Genomic DNA, 22,774 nt, shown 5'->3' with positions numbered 1-22,774 from the left:
GGAGACGGGGTTAGGCCTTGCGGCCCTTGGCGAAGTAGGTGAGCGGGCCGATCCAGTTGACCAGGAGGGCAATGCCCCAGGCGAGCTTGGTGCCCTCGATCTCGTCCGCGGGGCGCTTGGCGAGGTCTCGGTAGGCGGCTGCGGTGAGCGCCACCTGCGCGAGGCCGACGATGACCATCCCGGTCTTGCGCTTGCCGCTGAGGTCTTTCCAGTGCGTCTTGTGAGACATGTGAGTCATGGTGATCTCCCGTCGTGTGGGCCGGTTTGTCGACCCTGGTTCCGACGCTACTCGCTCAGGACCCGAGCCCGCATGGGCTGGATGGGATCGGCCTGCCGTCTGACCGGATCCGCCGGCGCCCAAGTAGCCCCGGATCCATCCGATCCCAAGGCTGTTTGCGCTGCTCACCTCACATACGGGATCCTGATCACCACACAACAGAAGAGCACCGCGGAACGACAGGCTTCCACCTCTGGGACATGCCTCCACCCGCCCCGAATGGGACGAGGCATGTCATGACGAGTTGGGTACTGTCTATCGACGCGGAACACCCCCACCACTGGGACTTCGCCAAGCGTGAGCTGATCTGGGACCTCCGTACCCGACGGAAGATCGAGCGCGGAGACACCGTCTACTTCTGGGTGGCGCAACGCGGGCTCGCGGGGCGTGGAGTAGTCACTGCCGACGTCGCGGACTCTCCATCGACTGGGCTTCCGTGGGATGACGCTCACGAGACCCGGTACAGGGGACGCATCAACTTCTCCAGTCTCGAGGACTACGACGGAGAGAATCTGACGTGGACGGAGCTTCGCGCTGCAACAGGCCTCTCCGGCGGAGCGAACTTTGCACCGAGAACCTCTGACAGTGTCGTCGAGGCGAACCTTGCGGCCCTTTTCGTGAACGAGTCACAAGGCGTGAACAGCAGCAGCCAGACGGTGGAAGAGGCTCTCGCGGTTCTCAACCATCCCGACGCCGAATCGCTCAGCGAGGATCGACGTGAGCTGGCATTGGCCCAGATCCGTCTACGACAAGGACAACCAGCCTTCCGCAACAAGCTGCTCAAGGCATATCGCCAGTCATGCGCAGTCACCGGAACCACCACGGACGCCGTCCTGGAGGCGGCGCACATCTTGCCCTACCGCGGCGCGCACACCAACACCTTGTCGAACGGTCTCCTGCTCCGCGCCGACGTCCACACCCTGTTCGACAGGCTGCTGCTGACGATCACTCCGCGGTGGAACGGGACCCTGGTTACCCGGACCTCGCCCGCACTCGGAGGGCCCTACGCCAGCTTGAACAACCAGACGCTAGCCGTCGTGCCGTTGCTCAGAGCAGACCTACCCTCGCATGCCTACCTCGACGCGCACGCCACGCAATGTGCATGGCTGGAACGCTGACGGACCTGAGCCAAGCTAGAAGAGCCGGTCGATCCAGGTGACTTGCTCGCGCTGGTCCCATGCGCTCCTCGGGCGGTACACACCGCTGCGCCAATAGATGCGGCGGGTCAGCGTTTCGACCGCGAGCCACCGCACTGACCACAGGCGTCTCACGGTTCTCACTCGGCGGCAGCGGTACAGCCGCTGGTGAAGCGTTTGTGTCAAGCAGGTCACTCAGCCTCTTGCGCTTCCCGCTGAGTGCTGGGTTGTGCACGGAAGACGTCACCGGAAGCGTGGAGGAACCAGCACTCAGCGAAGGACGGCGGGTGGGGCCAGCGGAGTGAGCGTTTCCGGGGACGACGAAAGCCCACCCCCGAAGGGGTGGGCTTTCGTTGAAAGGTTGTCCGGCAGCGACCTACTCTCCCACACAGTCACCCGTGCAGTACCATCGGCGCAGTGAGGCTTAGCTTCCGGGTTCGGAATGGGACCGGGCGTTTCCCTCACGCTATGACTGCCGTAACTCTATTAGGTTATCAGCCGGGAACTCACGGCCGTACCCTAAGAACTGCACAGTGGACGCGTAGCACACAAAATTTGAGTGTTATCAAGTTATCGGCTTATTAGTACCGGTCAGCTCCGAAGGTCTTTCGTCCCTTCTTCCACATCCGGCCTATCTACCCAGTGGTCTTCTGGGAGCCTCTCGGGACGAATCCCGTGGAAACCTCATCTTGAAGCAAGCTTCCCGCTTAGATGCTTTCAGCGGTTATCTCTTCCGAACGTAGCCAACCAGCCGTGCTCCTGGCGGAACAACTGGCACACCAGAGGTTCGTCCGTCCCGGTCCTCTCGTACTAGGGACAGCCCTTCTCAAGTTTCCTGCGCGCGCAGCGGATAGGGACCGAACTGTCTCACGACGTTCTAAACCCAGCTCGCGTACCGCTTTAATGGGCGAACAGCCCAACCCTTGGGACCTACTCCAGCCCCAGGATGCGACGAGCCGACATCGAGGTGCCAAACCATGCCGTCGATATGGACTCTTGGGCAAGATCAGCCTGTTATCCCCGGGGTACCTTTTATCCGTTGAGCGACGGCGCTTCCACAAGCCACCGCCGGATCACTAGTTCCGACTTTCGTCCCTGCTCGACTTGTCAGTCTCACAGTCAAGCTCCCTTGTGCACTTGCACTCGACACCTGATTGCCAACCAGGCTGAGGGAACCTTTGAGCGCCTCCGTTACATTTTAGGAGGCAACCGCCCCAGTTAAACTACCCATCAGGCACTGTCCCTGATCCGGATTACGGACCGAGGTTAGATATCCAGAGCGACCAGAGTGGTATTTCAACGTTGACTCCACACACACTGGCGTGCATGCTTCATAGTCTCCCACCTATCCTACACAAGCCGCACCGAACACCAATACCAAACTATAGTAAAGGTCCCGGGGTCTTTCCGTCCTGCTGCGCGTAACGAGCATCTTTACTCGTAGTGCAATTTCGCCGAGTTCACGGTTGAGACAGCGGAGAAGTCGTTACGCCATTCGTGCAGGTCGGAACTTACCCGACAAGGAATTTCGCTACCTTAGGATGGTTATAGTTACCACCGCCGTTTACTGGGGCTTAAATTCTGAGCTTCGCACAAGTGCTAACCCGTCCTCTTAACCTTCCAGCACCGGGCAGGCGTCAGTCCGTATACATCGTCTTGCGACTTCGCACGGACCTGTGTTTTTAGTAAACAGTCGCTTCTCCCTGGTCTCTGCGGCCCTTGCACGCTTCCCCAGCAAGTGGGTACACGCTCCGGGCCCCCCTTCTCCCGAAGTTACGGGGGCATTTTGCCGAGTTCCTTAACCATGATTCTCTCGATCGCCTTAGTATTCTCTACCTGATCACCTGAGTCGGTTTAGGGTACGGGCGGCTAGAACCTCGCGCCGAGGCTTTTCTTGGCAGCATAGGATCACCCAATCATCGTCCATACGGACTCACCATCAGTTCTCAGGATATGTGAACAGCGGATTTGCCTACTGTTCTCCCTACAACCTTGGACGTGGACAACCATCGCCACGCTGGGCTACCTTCCTGCGTCACCCCTGTTAATGCGCTTACCTACTACCAGCTCGGGTCGTGCGCTCCCCTGAGTCCTCGGCCCCGAAGGGCGTGCGGACCAGGCTTGGGCACTTAGCATCACCAGATTCGGTATGGGCGGTTCTTCGCCGGTAGGAGAATATCAACTCCTTGTCCATCGACTACGCCTGTCGGCCTCGCCTTAGGTCCCGACTTACCCAGGGCGGATTAGCCTGGCCCTGGAACCCTTGATCATTCGGCGGACGGGTTTCTCACCCGTCATTCGCTACTCATGCCTGCATTCTCACTCGTGTAGCCTCCACCGCTGGGTTCCCCCGCGACTTCACTGGCCACACGACGCTCCCCTACCCATCCACACACCTGGACCACGAAGGCCTGGTTATTATGTGAATGCCACAGCTTCGGCGGTATACTTGAGCCCCGCTACATTGTCGGCGCGGAATCACTTGACCAGTGAGCTATTACGCACTCTTTCAAGGGTGGCTGCTTCTAAGCCAACCTCCTGGTTGTCTGTGCAACTCCACATCCTTTCCCACTTAGCATACGCTTAGGGGCCTTAGCTGGTGGTCTGGGCTGTTTCCCTCTCGACTATGGAGCTTATCCCCCACAGTCTCACTGCCACGCTCTCACTTACCGGCATTCGGAGTTTGGCTGGCGTCAGTAACCTTTTGGGGCCCATCGGCCATCCAGTAGCTCTACCTCCGGCAAGAAACACGTGACGCTGCACCTAAATGCATTTCGGGGAGAACCAGCTATCACGAAGTTTGATTGGCCTTTCACCCCTACCCACAGGTCATCCCCCCAGTTTTCAACCTAGGTGGGTTCGGTCCTCCACGCGGTCTTACCCGCGCTTCAACCTGCCCATGGGTAGATCACTTCGCTTCGGGTCTAGACCCAGCGACTCATTCGCCCTATTAAGACTCGCTTTCGCTACGGCTTCCCCACACGGGTTAACCTCGCCACTGAGCACTAACTCGCAGGCTCATTCTTCAAAAGGCACGCTGTCACCCCTGCTAGGGAGGCTCCAACGGATTGTAGGCACACGGTTTCAGGTACTATTTCACTCCCCTCCCGGGGTACTTTTCACCTTTCCCTCACGGTACTTGTCCGCTATCGGTCACTAGGTAGTATTTAGGCTTATGAAGTGGTCTTCACGGATTCACACGGGATTTCTCGGGCCCCGTGCTACTTGGGATCCCCTTCGGGAGGCCACGTCATTTCGTCTACGGGGGTCACACCCTCTACGCCGGGCCTTTCAATGCCCTTCGACTATAACGCGGCTTTCTGACTCCCTGAAAGTTCGGCAGAACAATCTGAAAGGTCCCACAACCCCGCCCATGCAACCCCTGCCGGGTATCACACATGAACGGTTTGGCCTCATCCGCTTTCGCTCGCCACTACTCACGGAATATCTCTTCCTGTCGGTACTGAGATGTTTCACTTCCCGACGTTCCCTCCACACACCCTATATATTCAGATGCGGGTAACTGGACATAACTCCAGCTGGGTTTCCCCATTCGGAAATCCTCGGATCACGGTTCGTTTGCCAACTCCCCGAGGCTTATCGCAGGCTACTACGTCCTTCATCGGCTCCTAGTGCCAAGGCATCCACCCTGTGCCCTTAAAAACTTAATATCACTAAATTGCAGAACAAAGACTCGTAAGTCCTTGATCGCAAAGATGCTCGCGTCCACTGTGCAGTTCTCAAGCTACGGACGATCCCACCGAACACCACCGCCTACACACCCCAGGGGCATGCGGTTCGGATGGATCACGGTGACCCGCGTGCAGCAACCCCGGTCGATGAGACCAGGGCTGCCTGAAGTTCGTTCGCCTTTCGGCGCCCGTACCTTCAGGACCCAACAGTGTGCTTGCGTCCACCCACCTCACTGGCCACAGGTTCCACCCGCTCCCCGAAGGGGGCGACGTACTTCCATGACCGGCGCTGCCGGCATCCATAGTCAATGTTCCACCCGTGAGCAACCACCCACCCCCTCATTCGGAGAGTGGACGTGGCCACCTGACCACTTTCGGGGTAGTCCCCGAACAGCGCCAGCATGTAGCTCCTTAGAAAGGAGGTGATCCAGCCGCACCTTCCGGTACGGCTACCTTGTTACGACTTAGTCCCAATCGCCAATCCCACCTTCGACGGCTCCATCCCACAAGGGGTTAGGCCACCGGCTTCGGGTGTTACCGACTTTCGTGACTTGACGGGCGGTGTGTACAAGGCCCGGGAACGTATTCACCGCAGCGTTGCTGATCTGCGATTACTAGCGACTCCGACTTCATGGGGTCGAGTTGCAGACCCCAATCCGAACTGAGACCGGCTTTTTGGGATTCGCTCCACCTCGCGGTATCGCAGCCCTTTGTACCGGCCATTGTAGCATGCGTGAAGCCCAAGACATAAGGGGCATGATGATTTGACGTCATCCCCACCTTCCTCCGAGTTGACCCCGGCAGTCTCCTATGAGTCCCCACCATAACGTGCTGGCAACATAGGACGAGGGTTGCGCTCGTTGCGGGACTTAACCCAACATCTCACGACACGAGCTGACGACAACCATGCACCACCTGTACACCAGTCCGAAGACGCACACATCTCTGCATGATTCCGGTGTATGTCAAGCCTTGGTAAGGTTCTTCGCGTTGCATCGAATTAATCCGCATGCTCCGCCGCTTGTGCGGGCCCCCGTCAATTCCTTTGAGTTTTAGCCTTGCGGCCGTACTCCCCAGGCGGGGCACTTAATGCGTTAGCTGCGGCGCGGAACTCGTGGAATGAGCCCCACACCTAGTGCCCAACGTTTACGGCATGGACTACCAGGGTATCTAATCCTGTTCGCTCCCCATGCTTTCGCTCCTCAGCGTCAGTAGTGGCCCAGTGACCTGCCTTCGCCATCGGTGTTCCTCCTGATATCTGCGCATTCCACCGCTACACCAGGAATTCCAGTCACCCCTACCACACTCTAGTCTGCCCGTACCCGATGCAAGCTCAAGGTTGAGCCTTGAGTTTTCACACCAGACGCGACAAACCGCCTACGAGCTCTTTACGCCCAATAATTCCGGACAACGCTTGCACCCTACGTATTACCGCGGCTGCTGGCACGTAGTTAGCCGGTGCTTCTTCTGCAGGTACCGTCACTTTCGCTTCTTCCCTACTGAAAGAGGTTTACAACCCGAAGGCCTTCATCCCTCACGCGGCGTCGCTGCATCAGGCTTTCGCCCATTGTGCAATATTCCCCACTGCTGCCTCCCGTAGGAGTCTGGGCCGTGTCTCAGTCCCAGTGTGGCCGGTCGCCCTCTCAGGCCGGCTACCCGTCGACGCCTTGGTGAGCCATTACCTCACCAACAAGCTGATAGGCCGCGAGTCCATCCTTGACCGAAAAACTTTCCAGACACAGACCATGCGGTCGCATCTCATATCCGGTATTAGACGTCGTTTCCAACGCTTATCCCAGAGTCAAGGGCAGGTTACTCACGTGTTACTCACCCGTTCGCCACTGATCAAGAAGAGCAAGCTCCCCCATCACCGTTCGACTTGCATGTGTTAAGCACGCCGCCAGCGTTCGTCCTGAGCCAGGATCAAACTCTCCGTAAATGTTTGATATCAACCCCTCCGAAGAGAAGTTAACAACCATACGAAGCAAGCACCCCTGCAAAGAGGCACCTGATTAATCAAGGCTACAAACCGAAAACTTGCGTTTTCAATTCATACCAAATAAACCTTGCTGCGAATCAGCCACCAGATCGAAGACCCGGCAACCAACACCAGACAAGGGGTCTTGGCATTGACTATTTAAGCACACTGTTGAGTTCTCAAGGAGCGGACGCGCACCACTTCCAGACCATTCGGTCTTTCTCTTGGGGCAACCGTTCAAACTTACCCGACTCCGCTCGCCCTGTCCAATCCGCCGTTCCCGGCGCACCACAACAACACAAACTGAAAAGCTAGGATTTTCAACCCTCGGGACCAGCCACTTCGCGGCGGCTCTCACGAGCTTCGCAGTGGTGTCTGTGTCTCCCTGTCGGGCTGACTTCGTAGACACTACGTTACGCAGAGGTGTCTTGACCAATCGCTCCCCCGTGACCGCCGTCACGGGGGAGCGTCTGCCCTCAGCTGCCCGCGCTGGTCGCGGTCATCGTCACGAGCATCGCCGTGTTCATCGCCTCGACCGCTCGCCGGACGGCCTCGTCGGCGATCCCGCCAGACAGTGCTTTCGCCCGGCGTCGCAGTTCTCGCGCCGTCACCTCAGCGGTACCGAGCACCTTGGGTACCTGGTCGATGGCGTGCAGCATGGAGATGATCGCGACCTCTCGCTCGACCGGGGTGCGGCCGAGGACGAGCACCTCGCGCAGGCTGGTCCTGATCTGCGCCTCGTACCTGGAGTCGACGGCCGTCCACCGCTGGGAGGAGAAGAGGCCCAGGGTCCTCACCTCCTCGCGCCGGAGGATCCCGCGTTCGACGAGGCGCCCGTAGAGCGCAAGCCGGAGGCCCTTCCTCAGCTTCGGCAGGACGACGTCGGGCTTCGTGGGACCGGCTGCGGCGATCAGGGTGAGGGCGTGGTCAAGGAAGGGATCGCCGGCCGGCCGCGGGTCCCGAACCACGAGGCGCCCGGCCTTGACTGGTTCGCCGGGTGCCGTGACGCCGACCCGCGCGAGCACGGCCAGGTCCAGCAGGAGCGACCCGGCCAGGACCAGGTCGAGCCGCGTAGTGTCCACCAGCGGCTTTCCCAGGCCATCGTCGGTCAGGAGCAGGAGGATCTCTTCGGCGAGGATCATGGCGCCAACGGTAGCCCCAAAGATGTCTCGACGGAGGGGACCGCGATCCCGTGGTCGCACCCACGGAGAGCGGAGCTGACCTGCTGGAACGGTGCTTTCCGGGGATCGACGGCCTCAGAGTCACACTGCCCCGAGCCGTCCGTGGTCGACGCACCGGTCCTGTCAGTCCCCTTCGCTAGGGTTCCATCCGTGAGCACCCTCCGAACGGCACTTGCGGCGCGGCGCCTGGCCACCGGCAGCCCGGCCTGGGCGTTGCTGCGCGCCCGCAACGCCGCCGCCGCCGTCGCCGTCCTGGGCGCGCACCTGGGCGGGGAGGAGAAACGCCTCACCGCACCGGTGCTCTTCGAGCGGATCGAGGAGGACCTCGTCGTGCTGCGCGAGCACAACTTCGACCTGCCGCAGACCGCCCAGGCCTACTGCACCTCGTGGCGCGAGGACGGCATCCTCATCCGGCGGGTCTCCGAGGGCTCGCGAGAAGAGACCTTCGAGCTCTCCGAGGGCGCGCTCGTCGCGATCCGCTTCGTCGACCAGCTGGCAGATCCGCGTCAGTCCGTTACCGAGTCCCGCCTGACCACCATCCTCGAGCAGGTCCGCCTGCTCGCTCTCGAGACCGACCCCGACGCGACGTCGCGCCTCGCGGCCCTGCACAACGAGCGCGACCGCATCGACGCCGAGATCGCCCGCGTCGACACCGGAGACTTCACTGTCCTGTCCGCGGACCGCGCCATGGAGCGCGCCGTCGACATCCTCGGACTGTCGAGCGAGATCCCGGCGGACTTCGCCCGGGTCCGCGCGGAGATGGAGAACATCAACCGGGCGCTGCGGGAGCGCCTCGTGGAGCAGGACGGCTCGCGCGGCACGGTCCTGGACGAGGTGTTCCGCGGCGTCGACCACTTGGCCGAGTCCGACGCCGGACGGAGCTTCTCGGGGTTCTATGCGCTCATCCTGGATCCCGAGCGCAGCGCCGAGTTCGAGGACAACGTCACCGACCTGCTCGGCCGAACCTTTGCCACCGGCCTCCCACCGGCCCGGTCCCGGACCCTGCGCCGGCTGCTCCCCTCCCTCCAGGACGCCAGCTCGGAGATCCACGAGGCGACGACACGGTTCAGCCGGAGCCTGCGGCGGTTCGTGCAGAGTCAAGAGCTCCAGTCCGAGCGCGTGATCAGCGCGCTGCTGCGCCAGACCCTGCAGGACGCCCTCGCGGTCGGCGCGAAGGTCGCCCCGTTCCACAAGACGGACCTGGAGCTGGCGCTCACCTCCGTCCCCCTGGACTCCGTCGCCACCTTGCGTCTGCACAACCCGGCCGACTCCGAGACCGTGCGCGACGTCGTCACCCACGACGCTCCTCCCGTCGACGTCTCGGCGCTGCGGGAGCTGTCCCGGGCCAGCGAGATCGACCTCCGCGAGCTCACCGCCAACATCAACGCCGTGCTGGCGGCCACCGGATCCGCAACCATCGGGGAGGTCCTCGATGCCCACCCGGCCACCCAGGGTGTCGCCTCTGTCGTCGGACTGCTGCTCCTCGCCGAGCAGCACGCTTCCCCGCTCGACGACGCCGAGACGGTCCGCTGGACCTCCACCACCGCGGTCCCCCGGCACGGCACTGTTCCTCGCTACCTGTTCAAGGAGACGATCCGATGACCGACCTCACCCCGGGGATCCCGTTCAGCAGCGGTGCGGTTGCCGACGAGGGCACCGATCCCACTGCGTCCGGTCAGGCACTGTGGCCCTCGGACACCGGGACCCTGCGCGAGTCCTCGCGGCGCGCGCTGGTCCAGCTGCTACGCGGGCCGTACCTGTCGGCGGCGCGGCACGGCAAGCTGTGGAACGCGCTGCTCAACGACGAGCAGGAGATCCGCTCCCGGCTCGCGGACATGTTCCTTGAGCTCGTGACCGACCAGGCAGGGCAGGTCGCCTTCGTCCGCAACGCCGAGTCCTCCCGCGTCGACGTCCCCAAGGTCATGCGAACAGCGACCCTGACGTTCTTGGACACCGCCCTGCTGCTGCACCTGCGCCAGCTGCTGCTCCGCGCGGACGTCGGCGAAGTGACGATCGTCGGACAGGACGAGATCGCCGACCAGCTGCAGGTCTACAGCGGCCGTGACGGCGGGGACGCCGCAGGGTTCGCCCGCCGCGTCAACGCGTCCTGGGTCAAGCTCACCCGGTACGGCCTCCTCGCCTCCACCTCGACCGAGGGGCGCTCGGTCATCTCCCCGGTGCTCCGGCTCGTCTTCGACGCGCAGGAGATCACCGCGGTCCAGGCCGAGTACGCGCGCCTGGCCGCCGGAGCGACCGAGCCCGACGACGGCCAGCCTGGCACCGAGCACCCCGGCACCGACGGCACCATCGACGACTTCTCCCAGGAGGACGCATGACCGCCGCGACGCTCTTCGACGACGGCACGGACTGGGCCGGCGATGCTGGTGAGGTGAGCGGTTCTTCCACGCCGCCAGCCGTACCCCACCCGGGACAGTGGCGCCTTGCCCGGATCGAGGTCGTCAACTGGGGAACCTTCCAGGGTCACCACCTCATCGACGTCGCCCGGCAGGGGTTTCTGCTCACCGGACACTCCGGATCCGGCAAGTCCTCCCTCGTCGACGCCGTCGCCGCGGTGCTCACCCCGCGCGGGAAGCTCCGGTTCAACGCAGCAGCGGCCGACGCCACGACCCGTGGAGAGGACCGCACCACCGCGAGCTACATCCGCGGTGCGTGGCGCCGCCACGCCGACGCCACAACTGGTGAGGTGGTCAGCGACTACCTGCGTCCCGGCGCGACGTGGAGCGGGATCTTGCTGCGCTACAGCGACGGGACCGGCACAGAGCCCATCACGCTGGTGAAGCTGTTCCACCTCAACCGCGGCGCCACCAAGGCGGCCGACGCGTCCGAGCTGCACATCATCGCCCAGGAACCGGTGGGCCTTCTCGACTTCCAGGAGTACGCCCGCAGCGGCATCGAGACCCGCCGGATCAAGGCTCGCTGGCCGGCGGCGACGGTCACCGACAAGCACTCGGCCTTCTCGGCCCGGTTCACCCGGATGCTCGGGATCTCCGGGGAGAACGCCCTGCTGCTCCTCCACAAGACCCAGTCCGCCAAGAGCCTGGGCAACCTCGACGACCTCTTCCGCACGTTCATGCTCGACGAGCCGCGCACCTACGCCCAGGCCGAGACCGCGATCACCCAGTTCGGGGACCTGGCCGCGGCGCACGCGCTGGTCATCGAGGCCCGGAACCAGGTGGAGCACCTGCGCACCCTCGTCCCGCACGGGGACCACCACCAGGTGCACAGCACGCTCGCCGAGCACGCCCTCGAGCTGCGCGCCGCGCTGGGTCCTTTCAAGGACACCTGGAAGCACACCCTCGCGGTCCAGGAACGCGGCGCCGCCGAGGCTGCTCTGCGCACAGCCGAGAACGACCTCGAGCTCGCGACAGAGCGGGCACTGGAGGCCGCGAGCGCCCTGGGCCTAGCGAAGGCGCAGGTCGAGGAGCGCGGTGGAGCCGCGATCAGCGCCCAGGAGGAGTGGGTTGCCCTCTCCGAGGCGACCGCACACGAGCGACGGGCCCGGCGGGCCCGGGTCGCGGCCGAGCTGGCCGCCGTCGACGTCGTCTTCCCGGCCTCCTTCGAGGAGTTCGAGGAGCTTCAGGCCACCGCGCGCCGCGACCGTGACGCCCTGGAGGTGGCCCACGCCCAGGAGCGCGAGCGCCTGCTCACCGCCCATGAGCGCCGGTCGGAGATCGCCGGGCGGCTGCGCACGATCCAGGAGGACCTCACCGCGCTCAAGGGCCAGCGGTCAAACCTGGACCGGGGGCTGCTCGAGGCCCGCGCACTCGTGTGCCGTCAGACGGGCATCCCGGCGGCCTCGCTCCCTTTCGCCGGAGAGCTGCTCCAGGTCAGGGGTGAGTTCGCGGAGTGGACCGGCGCGATCGAACGGGTGCTGCGCCCGCTCTCGACCCTCCTGCTCGTCCCGGCCGCCCACCTCGATGCGGTGTCCCAGGCCGTCGAGGCGACGTTCCTGGGGACCCGGCTGGTCTTCGAGGCGGTTCCGGTGCGGGTCGACCCGCCCCGGTCGTTGCGCAGCGACCGCTCGCTCGCCGCGCGCGTGGACATCAAGCCCGGCGCCATGGAGGAGTGGCTGGGCTGGACACTGTCGCGCCTCTACGACTACGACTGCGTCGACCACCCGCGCGAGCTGCACGCCAGCGAGCAGGCGGTGACCGTGGCCGGCCAGGTCAAGCGCGGGGCCGTCCGGTTCGAGAAGGACGACCGCGCCGAGGTCACCGACCGCCGGCGCTGGGTGCTGGGGTTCGACAACGCCGAGAAGGTGGAGCACCTGCTCACCCTCCAGCGCGCCACCACCGCGGAGCTCGCGACAGCCGACGGCGCCCTCGAACGCGCCGACGCGGCCCGGGAACAGTCCCGGCAGCGGATGAACGTGCTCGCGACGCTCGCCACCCGGGAGTGGAAGGACCTCGACGTCGAGGCCGCCGAGCAGACCGTGGTCCGGCACAGGCGCACGCTCAACACCCTCCTCGCCGGCAACCGGGACCTGCGCCTGGCCCAGCAGCAAGAACGCGAGGCGGCCGGCATCGAGCAGGAGGCCCGCGAGGGTGTCTCGCAGGCGATGCAGGCCCAGGCCGGTGCCCGGAGCCTGCTGGAGACCCTGCGCGCAGTGGTCGCGGAGCTGGAGAGCGTCGTGGCCGGCTACGGGCCAATCCCCTTCCAGGGTGAGCTCGAGGAACGCTTCCTGCGGGTGCGCCGCTCGATCACCGGGTCGGTGATCGACGCCGTGACCGTCACGGTCATCAACGCCCTCGACGCCGAGAAGGACGCAGCCCAGCGGGCGGCGGCGGCCGCCGAACGGGCCTACGCCTCGATCGCCGTGGAGCTCCGACGGCGCTGGCCTGCGATCGCGGGAGACCTCGCCGCCGACGTCGCCGACCACGGCGGGTACCTGGAGATCCTCGGGCGCCTGACCGCGGACCGGCTGCCCGACTTCGAGGAGAAGTTCTTCGACCTGCTCGAGAGCCAGTCCCGGCGCAACGTCGGCCAGCTCGCGGTGGAGATCCGCCGGGCCCGGTCGCAGATCGAGGAGCGGATCGACCCGGTCAACCGGTCCTTGGGCCGGTCGAACTTCGACGCCGGGCGCTTCCTGCAGATCCGGGTGGACGACAACCGGTCCACGGCCGCCCGCGAGTTCCTCGCCGACCTCCAGACGATCTCCACCGACACCTGGAACGGGCAGGACCGGACCGAGGCAGAGACACGGTTCGCTGTGATGGACCGGCTGATGAAGCGACTGACCTCCTCCGAGGCCGGTGACAGGGCCTGGCGCGAGCTGTGCCTGGACACCCGCAAGCACGTGCGGTTCACCGGGGTGGAGCAGGACGGTGCCGGGGTCACGCTCAACATCCACGACTCCAGCGCCGGGCTCTCCGGCGGGCAGCGCCAGAAGCTGGTCATCTTCTGCCTCGCCGCGGCCCTGCGCTACCAGCTCGCCACGGACGACGCCGACGTCCCCACCTTCGGCACCGTCATCCTCGACGAGGCCTTCGACAAGGCCGACTCCGCCTTCACCCAGATGGCGATGGACATCTTCCTCGAGTTCGGCTTCCACATGATCCTGGCCACCCCGCTCAAGCTGTTGCAGACCCTCGAGGAGTACGTGGGGGCCATCGCGCTGGCCGACTGCCGGGACTTCCGCGACTCGACGGTGGCGGTCGTGCCGATCACCGACGACCTGCTCGTCGGTGCGCTCGCCAGCGACGCCGCACACGGCTCCGTGACCCCTGTGGAGGGATGACCGATGCTCAGCGTCAGCGCGGCACGCGAGATGATCCGCAAGAAGTACGACGCGAACTTCGCGCGGTGGGCACTCGCGCAGGCGGGCGCGGCACCGACCGCCCCGCCCTCAGCAACGTCAGAGCCTCCAGTGCCCGATGCCGCGAGCGCTCACCTGGAGCTCCCGCTCCACCTGCCCACCGAGCGCGAGGTGATCGCCGACCGACAGCGCGCACTGGCTTGGAACGACGACTGGCGCAGCGCCGCAGTCCCCCACCTCGTCCGGGTCCGACGCCAGTGGGCGAGCGAGGGGTCCCAGGAGGTACCCGAACGCCTCCGCTTCGAGACGGCGGCCGACGTCGCGCAGTTCGCCAGCAAGTCGCAGCACTGGCGGCTAGTCTCCACGCGGGTGGCCGCCCTGCTCGGAGAGTGGGGATCCTCCGAGCCGATGCTCGCCGCGGTCCGCCGCCACGCCCGGGCGCTCGCCGAGCTGGATCCCATTGACGCCGCCCGCCTCGACGGCGTGCTGCGCTGGCTCGCCGCGCATCCCGACTCCGGGCTGTACATCCGTCAGCTGCCCATCCGCGGGGTGGACACCAAGTGGGTCAAGGCGCACCGGGGGCTCGTCGCCGGTCTGTTCACCGCGATCTCCGGACGCGAGGCCCTGGGCCTGATCGAGCCACCCGAGCTGGTCCGGATGCGGGTCCTTGACCCGACGCTGCTCCCAACGACCCTCACCGACTTCTCCGCTCCGGTGGCCGAGCTGGCGGAACTGACCATCCACCCTCGGACCGTCTTCGTCTTCGAGAACCTCGAATCGGTCCTGGCGATGGAAGCGGTGCCGGGGGCCATCGTCGTGCACGGGTCGGGGTATGCAGTGAAGAAGCTGGGTGACATCCCCTGGATCCGCGACGCCCGCATCGTGTACTGGGGCGACCTGGACAGCCACGGGTTCTTGATCCTGCATCGGATCCGCAGCTACTGCCCGGACGTGACGTCGGTGCTCATGGACACCGTGACCCTGGAGATGTACCGGGATCTGTGGGTCACCGAACCGACGCCGTTCACCGGCGCTATCAGCTCCCTGACGGCGGGCGAGCTCGCTGCGCTCGAGGCGGTGCGGTCCCTCGGGAACGTGCGGATGGAGCAGGAGCGCATCGTGTGGTCGGCCGCGATGGCGGCGCTGCGAGAGGCTGCGGGACCGGCAGGTCTAGCCTGAAACCATGACGGATCCTGGCCTCCGGACCAATCCCTTCGCCAGCGATGGCGCAGAACCACCACGCACCGGCTGGCACGACGTCAACGGCTGCCGGCTCTATGCGGAGGTCCGGGGACACGGCCCGGGGCTCCTCCTCATCGGCGCCTCCAGCGACGACGCGGAGATGTTCCGTCCGATCGCCGAACGGCTGACCGGTGCCACGGTCGTCACCTACGACCGTCGGGGAACCCTGCGCAGCTCTCGCGACAGCTGGCCCTGCGATGCAGCACAGCATGCAGACGACGCGGCGGGCCTGCTCAGCGTGCTCGGCTTGACCGGTGCCGATGTGTTCGGGGCGTCCGCGGGCGGGATCGTGGCGGTCCAGCTCGCTCTGCGCCATCCGACCCTCGTGCGGCGGGTGCTCGTCTTCGAGCCTGGGTACTTCGCCCACTCCGCGTCCGGCCGTGCGCTGCGCACACTGGCCACAGAGGCGGTCGAGGGGCACCTGGGCAAACATCCCGGCGACTGGGTAGGTGCGATGGCCGCCGCATCCGCATCCGCGGCCACGACCGCGACCACGACCACCGGCTCACGGGAAGACCTGGCTCCGCCCGGGTTGCTGGAACCTCCCGTCGGGCTCCAGTGGTACGCCGCGAGGGCTGACGCTCTCGCCGAGAACTTCGTCCGGGACGACATCCCGGCCACCGAGGAGACAGTCGACCTCGACGCCCTCGCAGCCTCGGGCGTCGACCTGCGCTTCTCCTATGGCGCCGAGTCCCATCCCGCCTTCCGGGAGATCGTGGACGAGTTGGCGCGGGGCGCCGCCGTCAATCGCACCGGGGGATCGGCGGGTCCCGACCGGATCCAGGGCGCCGGCCACGTCGCCTGCTACGCGCCGGACGTCATCGCGGCCTACATCCGCCGCCAGACCGGCTGAGCGCGAGAACACCGGGGCAGAACACAACACGACCACCGAGATGAGCCAGCGCATCCAGTCGATTCCACCTGCCCCTCACGGACCCACCTCGACCGACTCCGTCACGCGCACCTGCGGCGCGCCGGCGAGCACGGTCGCCGCGGTCGAGGTCCCCCACACCCCGCGCATCGTGACGAGGAAGGCTTCGGCGTCGGCGCGGGAGTCGAAGTCGAGCCCGACGAGGACGTAGCGCGGATCATCCGTGGGGCGCGAGACGTCGTACCGGCGGACCCGGTGACGCGTGCGCAGGTCGGTGAAGCCGTCGAAGACGACCTTCCATCGGTCGAAGTCCTGGACGGGATGCTCGATGTGGACGGTGAACATGGTGACCTCCTTGCTCGATGTCTCCACGCTAGGAGGATGCAGCGCTCCCGCCCATCCCAGGTTCCTGGGATCTTCCCCGATGCCCGGGCGTAGCCTCAGAGCATGGTCACCGCGACCGCCAGGACGAGGGCCCGCGAGCACATCGCGGCTCTGTGCCGTGCAGCGGCGGACGTACCGACGGAGCCAGCGGCCCTGCGCGTCGCGATCCTCGACGACCTGCGCGATGCGATCGGCTTCGACGCCCACGTATGGGTCATGACCGACCCGGTCACCTGCGTCGGCTCCGCACCGGTCGCACAGATCCCGACGCTGCGCGACCTGCCCCGCACCATCCGGGCGAAGTACCTGACGACGATCAACCGCTGGACGGCCTTGGTCTCTGCATCGTCGTTGGGTGAGCAGCGCGCCCGGAGCCCGCTGTGGACCGAGGTGCTGTCCGGCGCCGACGTCGGCGATGTCGCCTCGAGCGTGTTTGCGGACCGGTTCGGCTGCTGGGCTTTACTCGACCTGTGGCGGCTGGAACCCTCTGGGCGGTTCGACGCCACGGACTGTACGTTCCTCGACTCCATCGCCGAACCCGTGACGACCGCGTTGCGGCGCTGCGTCTCGGCCACCTTCCTCGCCCCCGCTGTCGCTCGTCCCAGAACCCTCGGACCGCTCGTGCTGATCCTGGACAACGCGCTCACCGTGGTGAGCCAGACCGTGGCGAGCGAGGAATGGCTCACCGCTCTGCTCCCTGCGGCACCGGGCCGGTCTCCCATCCCGGCGATCGCCTACAACGTCGCAGGGCAGCTGCTCGCCCAGGAGACGGGCGTCGACGGGCATCGACCGATGGCGCGCGTGCACCTGGGCGAAGGGTTCTGGGTCACCGTGCGGGCCGCGCGGATCAGCGGGTCGTCCATCGCCGTGACGCTCGAAGAGTCGTCTCCGGCGGACCGGCTCGATCTGTACGCACGGTCGTGCGGGCTCAGCGCCAGGGAGACCGAGCTGCTCAACCATCTCGCCTGCGGGCGCGACACCCGCCAGATCGCCGAGCGCATGTCGGTCTCGGTCAACACCGTGCAAGACCACCTCAAGTCCGTGTTCTCCAAGACGGGGACCCGGAGCCGGACGATGCTGCTGGGCACGGCGGTGGGATTCGCCGACGCGGCGCAGCGCAGCGTGCACGACGGCTGACGGACACCGAAAACACAAGACGTGCAGCGCCACCAGGGCGCTGCACGTCTCAAGGTCACACGGTCAAGCAGTCGATCAGCGCCTCTTGTTGCCAGCGGCCCCGACGTAGATCGAGATGAAGACGACCGCCACGACGATCGAGATGAGCCAGCGGATCCAGTCGATCCCGTCGGTCTCGTTGACGCCGAGCAGGCCGGAGAGCCAGTAGCCGACGAGGGCTCCGAGTGCGCCGAGGATGATCGTCCACAGCACCCCGATGGGCTGCGAGCCCTTCATGAACAGGCGCGCCAGCGCTCCGATCACACCGCCAAAGATCACCAGGCCAATGATTTCACCCATGTCGCTACCTCCAAGTTTGCGGTCGCACAGCTGCGACGTCGCGCGTGACGATCTTGGCAGCGGTCATCGTTGCGCGCATGTCGAGAGCTCGTGGTCTTGATCTCACTCACCCTGGGCTTCTCGCCGGGGCCGGGCCTCCTCGGGCGCGGGGACGAGGAGCACCGGCTTGCCGCGGGCGAAGGCCTCGGCCGCCGCAGCGATCGAGCGCTGGCCCACCAGGATGGCCCGCTCGGCGTGAGAGTCCTCGGCCAGTCTCATCACCCGGGCGATGAGGTCAGGGGTGATCGACACCGCGGTCCCGACGAGCGTCACGAGGTACCGGCCGCCGATGACGGGCCGCGGGTCGAGGAAGATCCAGTACCGGATCCGGTTCGGTCCCGAGGGGCCCACCGCCACCGGGCCGCTGACCAGCGTCAACCCGGCCTCGGACGTCACGGTTGCCAGCGCCGGCGGCAGCCCGGCCTTGGCGGGCGAGCCGGTGCTGGTCGTCCCCCGGCCGCCGGAGTCGGCGGCTGGCACGGCGACCGGGGCGGTGCGTCCACGCGCCAGGGCCTGATCGCTCACGTAGGCCCCGTCGACGAGCCGCACGCCGGGAAGGTCTGCGAGGAACTGTCGGAACTCGTCCTCCGTGCGCTCACGAGCCCATGGCGCGGATTCGACGGCAGCCATCAGCGCAGGAAGGGTGTGTGGCCCTCTCCCGAGCGCAGCGGTCAGAAGGTATCGAGAATATGCCGGAAGCGTCACATTAGTAGACACTACCGCCTTTGGGCGGTCTATGCGCCGCTTCCTACCCCCACCGCATCAAGCACACCCGCACCGAACTTCTCCAGCTTCGCCGTACCGACCCCGCTGACCGTCCCAAGCTCGTCGAGGGTGGACGGTCGCAGCACGGCGATGTCCCGCAGCGTCGCATCGTGGAAGACGACGTAGGCGGGCACTCCGGACTCCTTCGCGGTCGCGCCACGCCAGGTGCGCAGACGCTCGAAGACCGCGGCGGCGGTGCCGTCCAGGTCGACGGCCACCTTCGCCCCGCGGCCGCTCGACCGCGGCGTGCGTGCGGCCTTCGCCGCTTTGGGCGCCTCTCGGCGCAGCATGACCGGCCGGTCCCCGGCAAGCACCTCGGCGCTGGCCGGCGTGAGCTCGAGGGTGCCGTACCCCTCGCTGTCCACCCCGAGCAGCCCGCGGGCCAGCAGCTGGCGGACGACGCCGCGCCACTCGCCGTCAGACAGGTCGGACCCGATGCCGAAGGTGCTCAGGGTCGTGTGGCCGAGCTGGGTGACCCGCGGGGTCTCCTTGCCGAGCAGGATGTCGACCAGGTGGCCGGCGCCGTAGCGCTGCCCGCGGTCCCGCTCCAGGCGCACGACCGTGGACAGGAACTTCTGCGCGGCGACCGTCCCGTCCCAGGTCTCGGGCGGGGCCAGGCAGGTGTCGCAGTTGCCGCAGGGCCCGCTGGTCTGACCGAAGTAGGCGAGGAGCTGCACCCGGCGGCACTCGACCGTCTCGCAGAGCCCGAGCATGGCGTCCAGGTGCGCGGAGAGCTTGCGCCGGTGCGCGGCGTCGCCCTCGGAGGTGTCGATCATGCGGCGCTGCTGGACGACGTCGGCCAGGCCGTAGGCGAGCCACGCGGTCGACGGCGCGCCGTCGCGGCCGGCGCGGCCGGTCTCCTGGTAGTACCCCTCGACCGACTTGGGCAGGTCGAGGTGGGCCACGAAGCGCACGTCGGGCTTGTCGATCCCCATCCCGAAGGCGATGGTCGCGACCATGACGAGGCCGTCCTCGCGCAGGAAGCGGGACTGGTTGGCCGCGCGCACCTGCGCGCCGAGGCCCGCGTGGTAGGGCAGTGCCGGGATCCCCTGGGCGACGAGGTACTCCGCGGTCTGCTCCACGGACTTGCGGGAGAGGCAGTACACGATCCCGGCGTCGCCGGGGTGCTCGGTGCGCAGCAGGTCCAGCAGCTGCGCCTTGGGGTTGTTCTTGGCCGCGATGCGGTACTGGATGTTGGGACGGTCGAAGCTCGCCACGAAGTGGCGCGCCTCCTCGAGCTGGAGCCGGCGGGCGATCTCGGCGTGCGTGGTCCCGGTGGCCGTCGCGGTGAGCGCGACGCGGGGAACCTGCGGCCAGCGCTCGTGCAGCACGGACAGCTGGAGGTAGTCCGGTCGAAAGTCGTGGCCCCACTGGGAGACGCAGTGCGCCTCGTCGATCGCGAAGAGGGAGACCTGCCCGCGGTCGAGCAGTGCGAGGGTCTCGGGCACACGCAGCCGCTCGGGCGCGAGGTAGAGCAGGTCGAGGGTCCCGCTCGTGAAGGCCTCCTCGACGGCGCGGCGCTCGTGCGGCATCTGGGTGGAGTTGAGGAAGCCGGCGCGCACCCCGAGCGCGGAGAGCGCGTCGACCTGGTCCTGCATGAGCGCGATGAGCGGGGAGACGACGACGCCGACGCCGGGCCGCACGAGAGCCGGCACCTGGTAGCACAGGGACTTCCCACCACCGGTGGGCATGAGCACGAGGGCGTCCCCGCCGTCGATCACGGTGGAGATGATCTCCGCCTGGTCGCCGCGGAAGGCGTCGTAGCCGAAGACCGAGCGCAGCACCTCGAGGGCGCGGACGTGGGTGTCGGTGGGCGGCGGGGTCAGATCGAGCGAAGTCACCCGCCCACTGTAGGCGGCGCCACTGACGCCCCACCGCGATCCACAGCGACCCACCGCCAGCAAGGCCTAAGATACAACTTGTATCTATGATGCGACCGGAAGAAGCCTCCCGTATGTGCCCGGACAGACCGCTGTGACCAGCGACCCCACGACCACCCCCGCGCCGCCGACCCCCCGGTCCGCCGCGGACCGCGCCCACGCGGTCCTGCACGAGCGGATCCTCGACGGGACCCTCCCGGGAGGCACCCTCATCAGCGAGGGGCAGATCGCCGACGAGCTCGGCGTCAGCCGCACGCCCGTCCGGGAGGCCTTCCTCCGGCTGCAGGCCGAGGGGTGGATGGAGCTCTTCCCCAAGCGCGGCGCCCTCGTGCGCCCCGTCCAGCCCGGTGAGATCGCCGAGGTCATCGAGGCCCGCCAGGTGATCGAGTCCGCCGCCGTCCACAAGGCCACCCGCGACGCCCGCTCGGCCGGGCTGCTCGCCGCGCGGCTCGGGGAGGTCGTCGCGCGCCAGGTCGCCGCCGCGGCGGCCGGCGACCTCACCGCCTTCGCCCAGGCCGACGTCGACTTCCACCAGGAGATCGTCGAGGCCGAGGAGAACTCGATCCTGTGCGACTTCTATCGGACCCTGCGGGACCGCCAGCAGCGGATGACCGCCCGGTCGGTGCGGGCGCGCGCCGGGGCGCTCGAGGCGATCGTCGCCCAGCACACCGAGCTCGCCCGGCTCATCGCCGACCAGGACGCCGACGGTTTCGCCCGGGCGCTGGGAGACCACATGCACACCATCCACCAGGACCTCCTGCGATGACCGGGCCCACCGCGCCGCGGGCGGCTCAGGCGAGCCGGACGGGTCGCCCCTGGCTGCGCGCCTGCGGGGCACTGTTCGCGGTCGCCTGGGGCGGCAACGAGTTCACCCCGCTGCTCGTCATGTACCGCCATGAGGGCCTCGGCGCGGTGGCCGTGAACCTCCTGCTCGGGGCGTACGTGTTCGGGATCGTCCCGGCGCTGCTCATCGGCGGTCCGCTCTCCGACCGGTACGGGCGCCGCCCGCTCATGCTGCCCGCTCCCCTGCTCTGCGTCGTCGGCAGCGCCCTGCTGGCGATGGGCACCCACGCGGAGGCCCTCCTCTATGCCGGGCGGGTGCTGTCCGGCATGGCCCTCGGCCTCGTCATGGCCGTGGGGACCAGCTGGGTCAAGGAGCTCTCCCAACCGCCCTTCGAGGCCTCCGCCGACGAGGGCCTCGGTGCCCGCCGCGCCTCCCTGGCCCTGACCGCCGGTTTTGGGCTCGGTGCCGCCGTCGCGGCCGCCCTCGCCCAGTTCGCCCCCGCCCCCACGGTCCTGCCCTACGCGGTCAACATCGCCGTCACCCTCGGCCTGTCGGTCCTCGTGCTCACCATCCCCGAGACCCACCACCGCCCGGTGAGCCCCGGCCGGCTGCGCGACGACCTGCGGGTCCCGGCCGCCCGGCACCGTCGCTTCCTCTTCGTCGTGCTGCCCTCCGCACCGTGGGTGTTCGGCGTGGCTGCGAGCGCCTACGCGATCCTCCCCGTGCTGGTCGCAGACCAGGTCCCCGGGTACGAGACCGGCTTCTCCGGGCTGCTCTGCTTCATCGGCCTGGGCAGCGGGTTCCTCACCCAGCAGCTCGCCAAGACGGTGGACACACCGCGCAACGCCCGGGCGGTCGCCGTCGGGCTCGCGGTCACCGTGGTCGGGATGGTGCTCGCCGTGTGGGCCTCCTCCGCGCTGACCGTCGTCTCCGCGATGGTCGCCGCCGCGGTGCTCGGGTCGGCCTATGGGCTGCTGCTCGTCTCCGGGCTCCAGGAGGCCCAACGCATCGCCGGGCCGGACGGCCTCGCCGGGGTCATCGCCGTCTACTACTCCCTCGCCTACGTCGGCTTCTTCATCCCGGTGCTGCTCGCCTCTCTCGCCGGCACACTCACCTACCCGCAGATGTTCGCCGGGGGCGCGGTCATCGCGCTCGGGTGCTTCGCCGTCGTCGTCTCCTGCTGGCGCCGGCACCTGCCGGCGCACCTGCCCGACGCCGCCGGCGACGCCCTCGCCCGCACCGCACCGGGCGTTCTGGTGGACGCGGCCGCCCGGTGACCCACCGCCGGGACCC

Annotated in this window: 15 protein-coding genes and 3 rRNA genes; 9 read left to right on the top strand and 9 right to left on the bottom strand. The window is 66.8% G+C overall.

Features of this window, described 5'->3' with window-relative positions:
• Nucleotides 1-10: 10 nt before the first annotated feature.
• Nucleotides 11-238 carry a PLD nuclease N-terminal domain-containing protein gene (locus ACWA15_RS03820; RefSeq protein ID WP_464058125.1) on the bottom strand — a complete coding sequence of 76 codons (228 nt, stop codon included), beginning with the start codon at nucleotides 236-238 and terminating at the stop codon, nucleotides 11-13.
• Nucleotides 239-513: 275 nt separating this feature from the next.
• On the opposite strand from ACWA15_RS03820, the gene ACWA15_RS03815 reads away from it, so the two are divergent.
• Complete coding sequence (locus ACWA15_RS03815; RefSeq protein ID WP_464058124.1) at nucleotides 514-1,395, top strand: HNH endonuclease; 882 nt, start codon at nucleotides 514-516, stop codon at nucleotides 1,393-1,395.
• 381 nt (nucleotides 1,396-1,776) lie between these two features.
• Here the strand turns inward: ACWA15_RS03815 and rrf are convergent.
• The 4 genes from rrf to ACWA15_RS03795 form a co-directional block, all read right to left on the bottom strand.
• Nucleotides 1,777-1,893: ribosomal RNA gene (gene rrf, locus ACWA15_RS03810) — 5S ribosomal RNA — on the bottom strand.
• A gap of 81 nt (nucleotides 1,894-1,974) precedes the next feature.
• Nucleotides 1,975-5,084: ribosomal RNA gene (locus tag ACWA15_RS03805) — 23S ribosomal RNA — on the bottom strand.
• 436 nt (nucleotides 5,085-5,520) lie between these two features.
• Nucleotides 5,521-7,044 (bottom strand): 16S ribosomal RNA (locus tag ACWA15_RS03800).
• Together the 16S, 23S and 5S rRNA genes form the textbook arrangement of a ribosomal RNA operon.
• A 515-nt stretch (nucleotides 7,045-7,559) precedes the next feature.
• On the bottom strand, nucleotides 7,560-8,225 hold the full coding sequence (locus ACWA15_RS03795) for a GOLPH3/VPS74 family protein (protein WP_464058123.1): 666 nt from the start codon (nucleotides 8,223-8,225) through the stop codon (nucleotides 7,560-7,562).
• 189 nt (nucleotides 8,226-8,414) lie between these two features.
• On the opposite strand from ACWA15_RS03795, the gene ACWA15_RS03790 reads away from it, so the two are divergent.
• Genes ACWA15_RS03790 through ACWA15_RS03770 form a run of 5 tightly spaced genes read left to right on the top strand, consistent with a single transcriptional unit; the run spans nucleotide 8,415 to nucleotide 16,135 of the window.
• Nucleotides 8,415-9,866, top strand: coding sequence for a DUF3375 domain-containing protein (locus tag ACWA15_RS03790; protein WP_464058122.1), 1,452 nt, complete (start codon nucleotides 8,415-8,417; stop codon nucleotides 9,864-9,866).
• Nucleotides 9,863-10,600: a DUF4194 domain-containing protein gene (locus ACWA15_RS03785; RefSeq protein WP_464058121.1), complete on the top strand. Its 738-nt coding sequence runs from the start codon at nucleotides 9,863-9,865 to the stop codon at nucleotides 10,598-10,600. Before ACWA15_RS03790 ends, ACWA15_RS03785 begins: the two co-directional genes overlap by 4 nt.
• On the top strand, nucleotides 10,597-14,022 hold the full coding sequence (locus ACWA15_RS03780) for an ATP-binding protein (RefSeq protein ID WP_464058120.1): 3,426 nt from the start codon (nucleotides 10,597-10,599) through the stop codon (nucleotides 14,020-14,022). Before ACWA15_RS03785 ends, ACWA15_RS03780 begins: the two co-directional genes overlap by 4 nt.
• A gap of 3 nt (nucleotides 14,023-14,025) precedes the next feature.
• Entirely contained in the window at nucleotides 14,026-15,219 is a 1,194-nt protein-coding gene (locus tag ACWA15_RS03775) for a Wadjet anti-phage system protein JetD domain-containing protein (RefSeq protein WP_464058119.1), read from the top strand.
• A 4-nt stretch (nucleotides 15,220-15,223) separates the two neighbouring features.
• On the top strand, nucleotides 15,224-16,135 hold the full coding sequence (locus tag ACWA15_RS03770; protein WP_464058118.1) for an alpha/beta fold hydrolase: 912 nt from the start codon (nucleotides 15,224-15,226) through the stop codon (nucleotides 16,133-16,135).
• A 75-nt stretch (nucleotides 16,136-16,210) separates the two neighbouring features.
• Here the strand turns inward: ACWA15_RS03770 and ACWA15_RS03765 are convergent, their stop codons facing one another.
• Nucleotides 16,211-16,498, bottom strand: coding sequence for a hypothetical protein (locus ACWA15_RS03765; RefSeq protein ID WP_464058117.1), 288 nt, complete (start codon nucleotides 16,496-16,498; stop codon nucleotides 16,211-16,213).
• 102 nt (nucleotides 16,499-16,600) lie between these two features.
• Here ACWA15_RS03765 and ACWA15_RS03760 point away from each other — a divergent pair, with 102 nt between their 5' ends.
• Entirely contained in the window at nucleotides 16,601-17,674 is a 1,074-nt protein-coding gene (locus ACWA15_RS03760) for a helix-turn-helix transcriptional regulator (RefSeq protein ID WP_464058116.1), read from the top strand.
• 75 nt (nucleotides 17,675-17,749) lie between these two features.
• Here ACWA15_RS03760 and ACWA15_RS03755 read toward each other — a convergent pair whose 3' ends face one another.
• The 3 genes from ACWA15_RS03755 to recQ all read right to left on the bottom strand — a co-directional run bounded on the left by ACWA15_RS03755 (nucleotide 17,750) and on the right by recQ (nucleotide 20,658).
• Nucleotides 17,750-18,013, bottom strand: a complete 264-nt coding sequence (locus tag ACWA15_RS03755) for a GlsB/YeaQ/YmgE family stress response membrane protein (protein ID WP_464058115.1) — start codon at nucleotides 18,011-18,013, stop codon at nucleotides 17,750-17,752.
• Between the two features lie 102 nt (nucleotides 18,014-18,115).
• Nucleotides 18,116-18,682, bottom strand: a complete 567-nt coding sequence (locus tag ACWA15_RS03750; protein ID WP_464058114.1) for a hypothetical protein — start codon at nucleotides 18,680-18,682, stop codon at nucleotides 18,116-18,118.
• Between the two features lie 104 nt (nucleotides 18,683-18,786).
• On the bottom strand, nucleotides 18,787-20,658 hold the full coding sequence (gene recQ / locus ACWA15_RS03745) for a DNA helicase RecQ (protein ID WP_464058113.1): 1,872 nt from the start codon (nucleotides 20,656-20,658) through the stop codon (nucleotides 18,787-18,789).
• 115 nt (nucleotides 20,659-20,773) lie between these two features.
• On the opposite strand from recQ, the gene ACWA15_RS03740 reads away from it, so the two are divergent.
• Together ACWA15_RS03740 and ACWA15_RS03735 are read left to right on the top strand one after the other, a co-directional pair.
• Nucleotides 20,774-21,463 carry a GntR family transcriptional regulator gene (locus ACWA15_RS03740; protein ID WP_464058112.1) on the top strand — a complete coding sequence of 230 codons (690 nt, stop codon included), beginning with the start codon at nucleotides 20,774-20,776 and terminating at the stop codon, nucleotides 21,461-21,463.
• Entirely contained in the window at nucleotides 21,460-22,758 is a 1,299-nt protein-coding gene (locus tag ACWA15_RS03735) for an MFS transporter (RefSeq protein ID WP_464058111.1), read from the top strand. The genes ACWA15_RS03740 and ACWA15_RS03735 overlap by 4 nt, the downstream gene beginning before the upstream one ends.
• Nucleotides 22,759-22,774 lie beyond the last annotated feature (16 nt).

The sequence above is a fragment of the Sanguibacter sp. TS_SC_8 genome (genome assembly GCF_055361235.1).
This window is presented reverse-complemented; position numbering and strand designations above follow the sequence as displayed.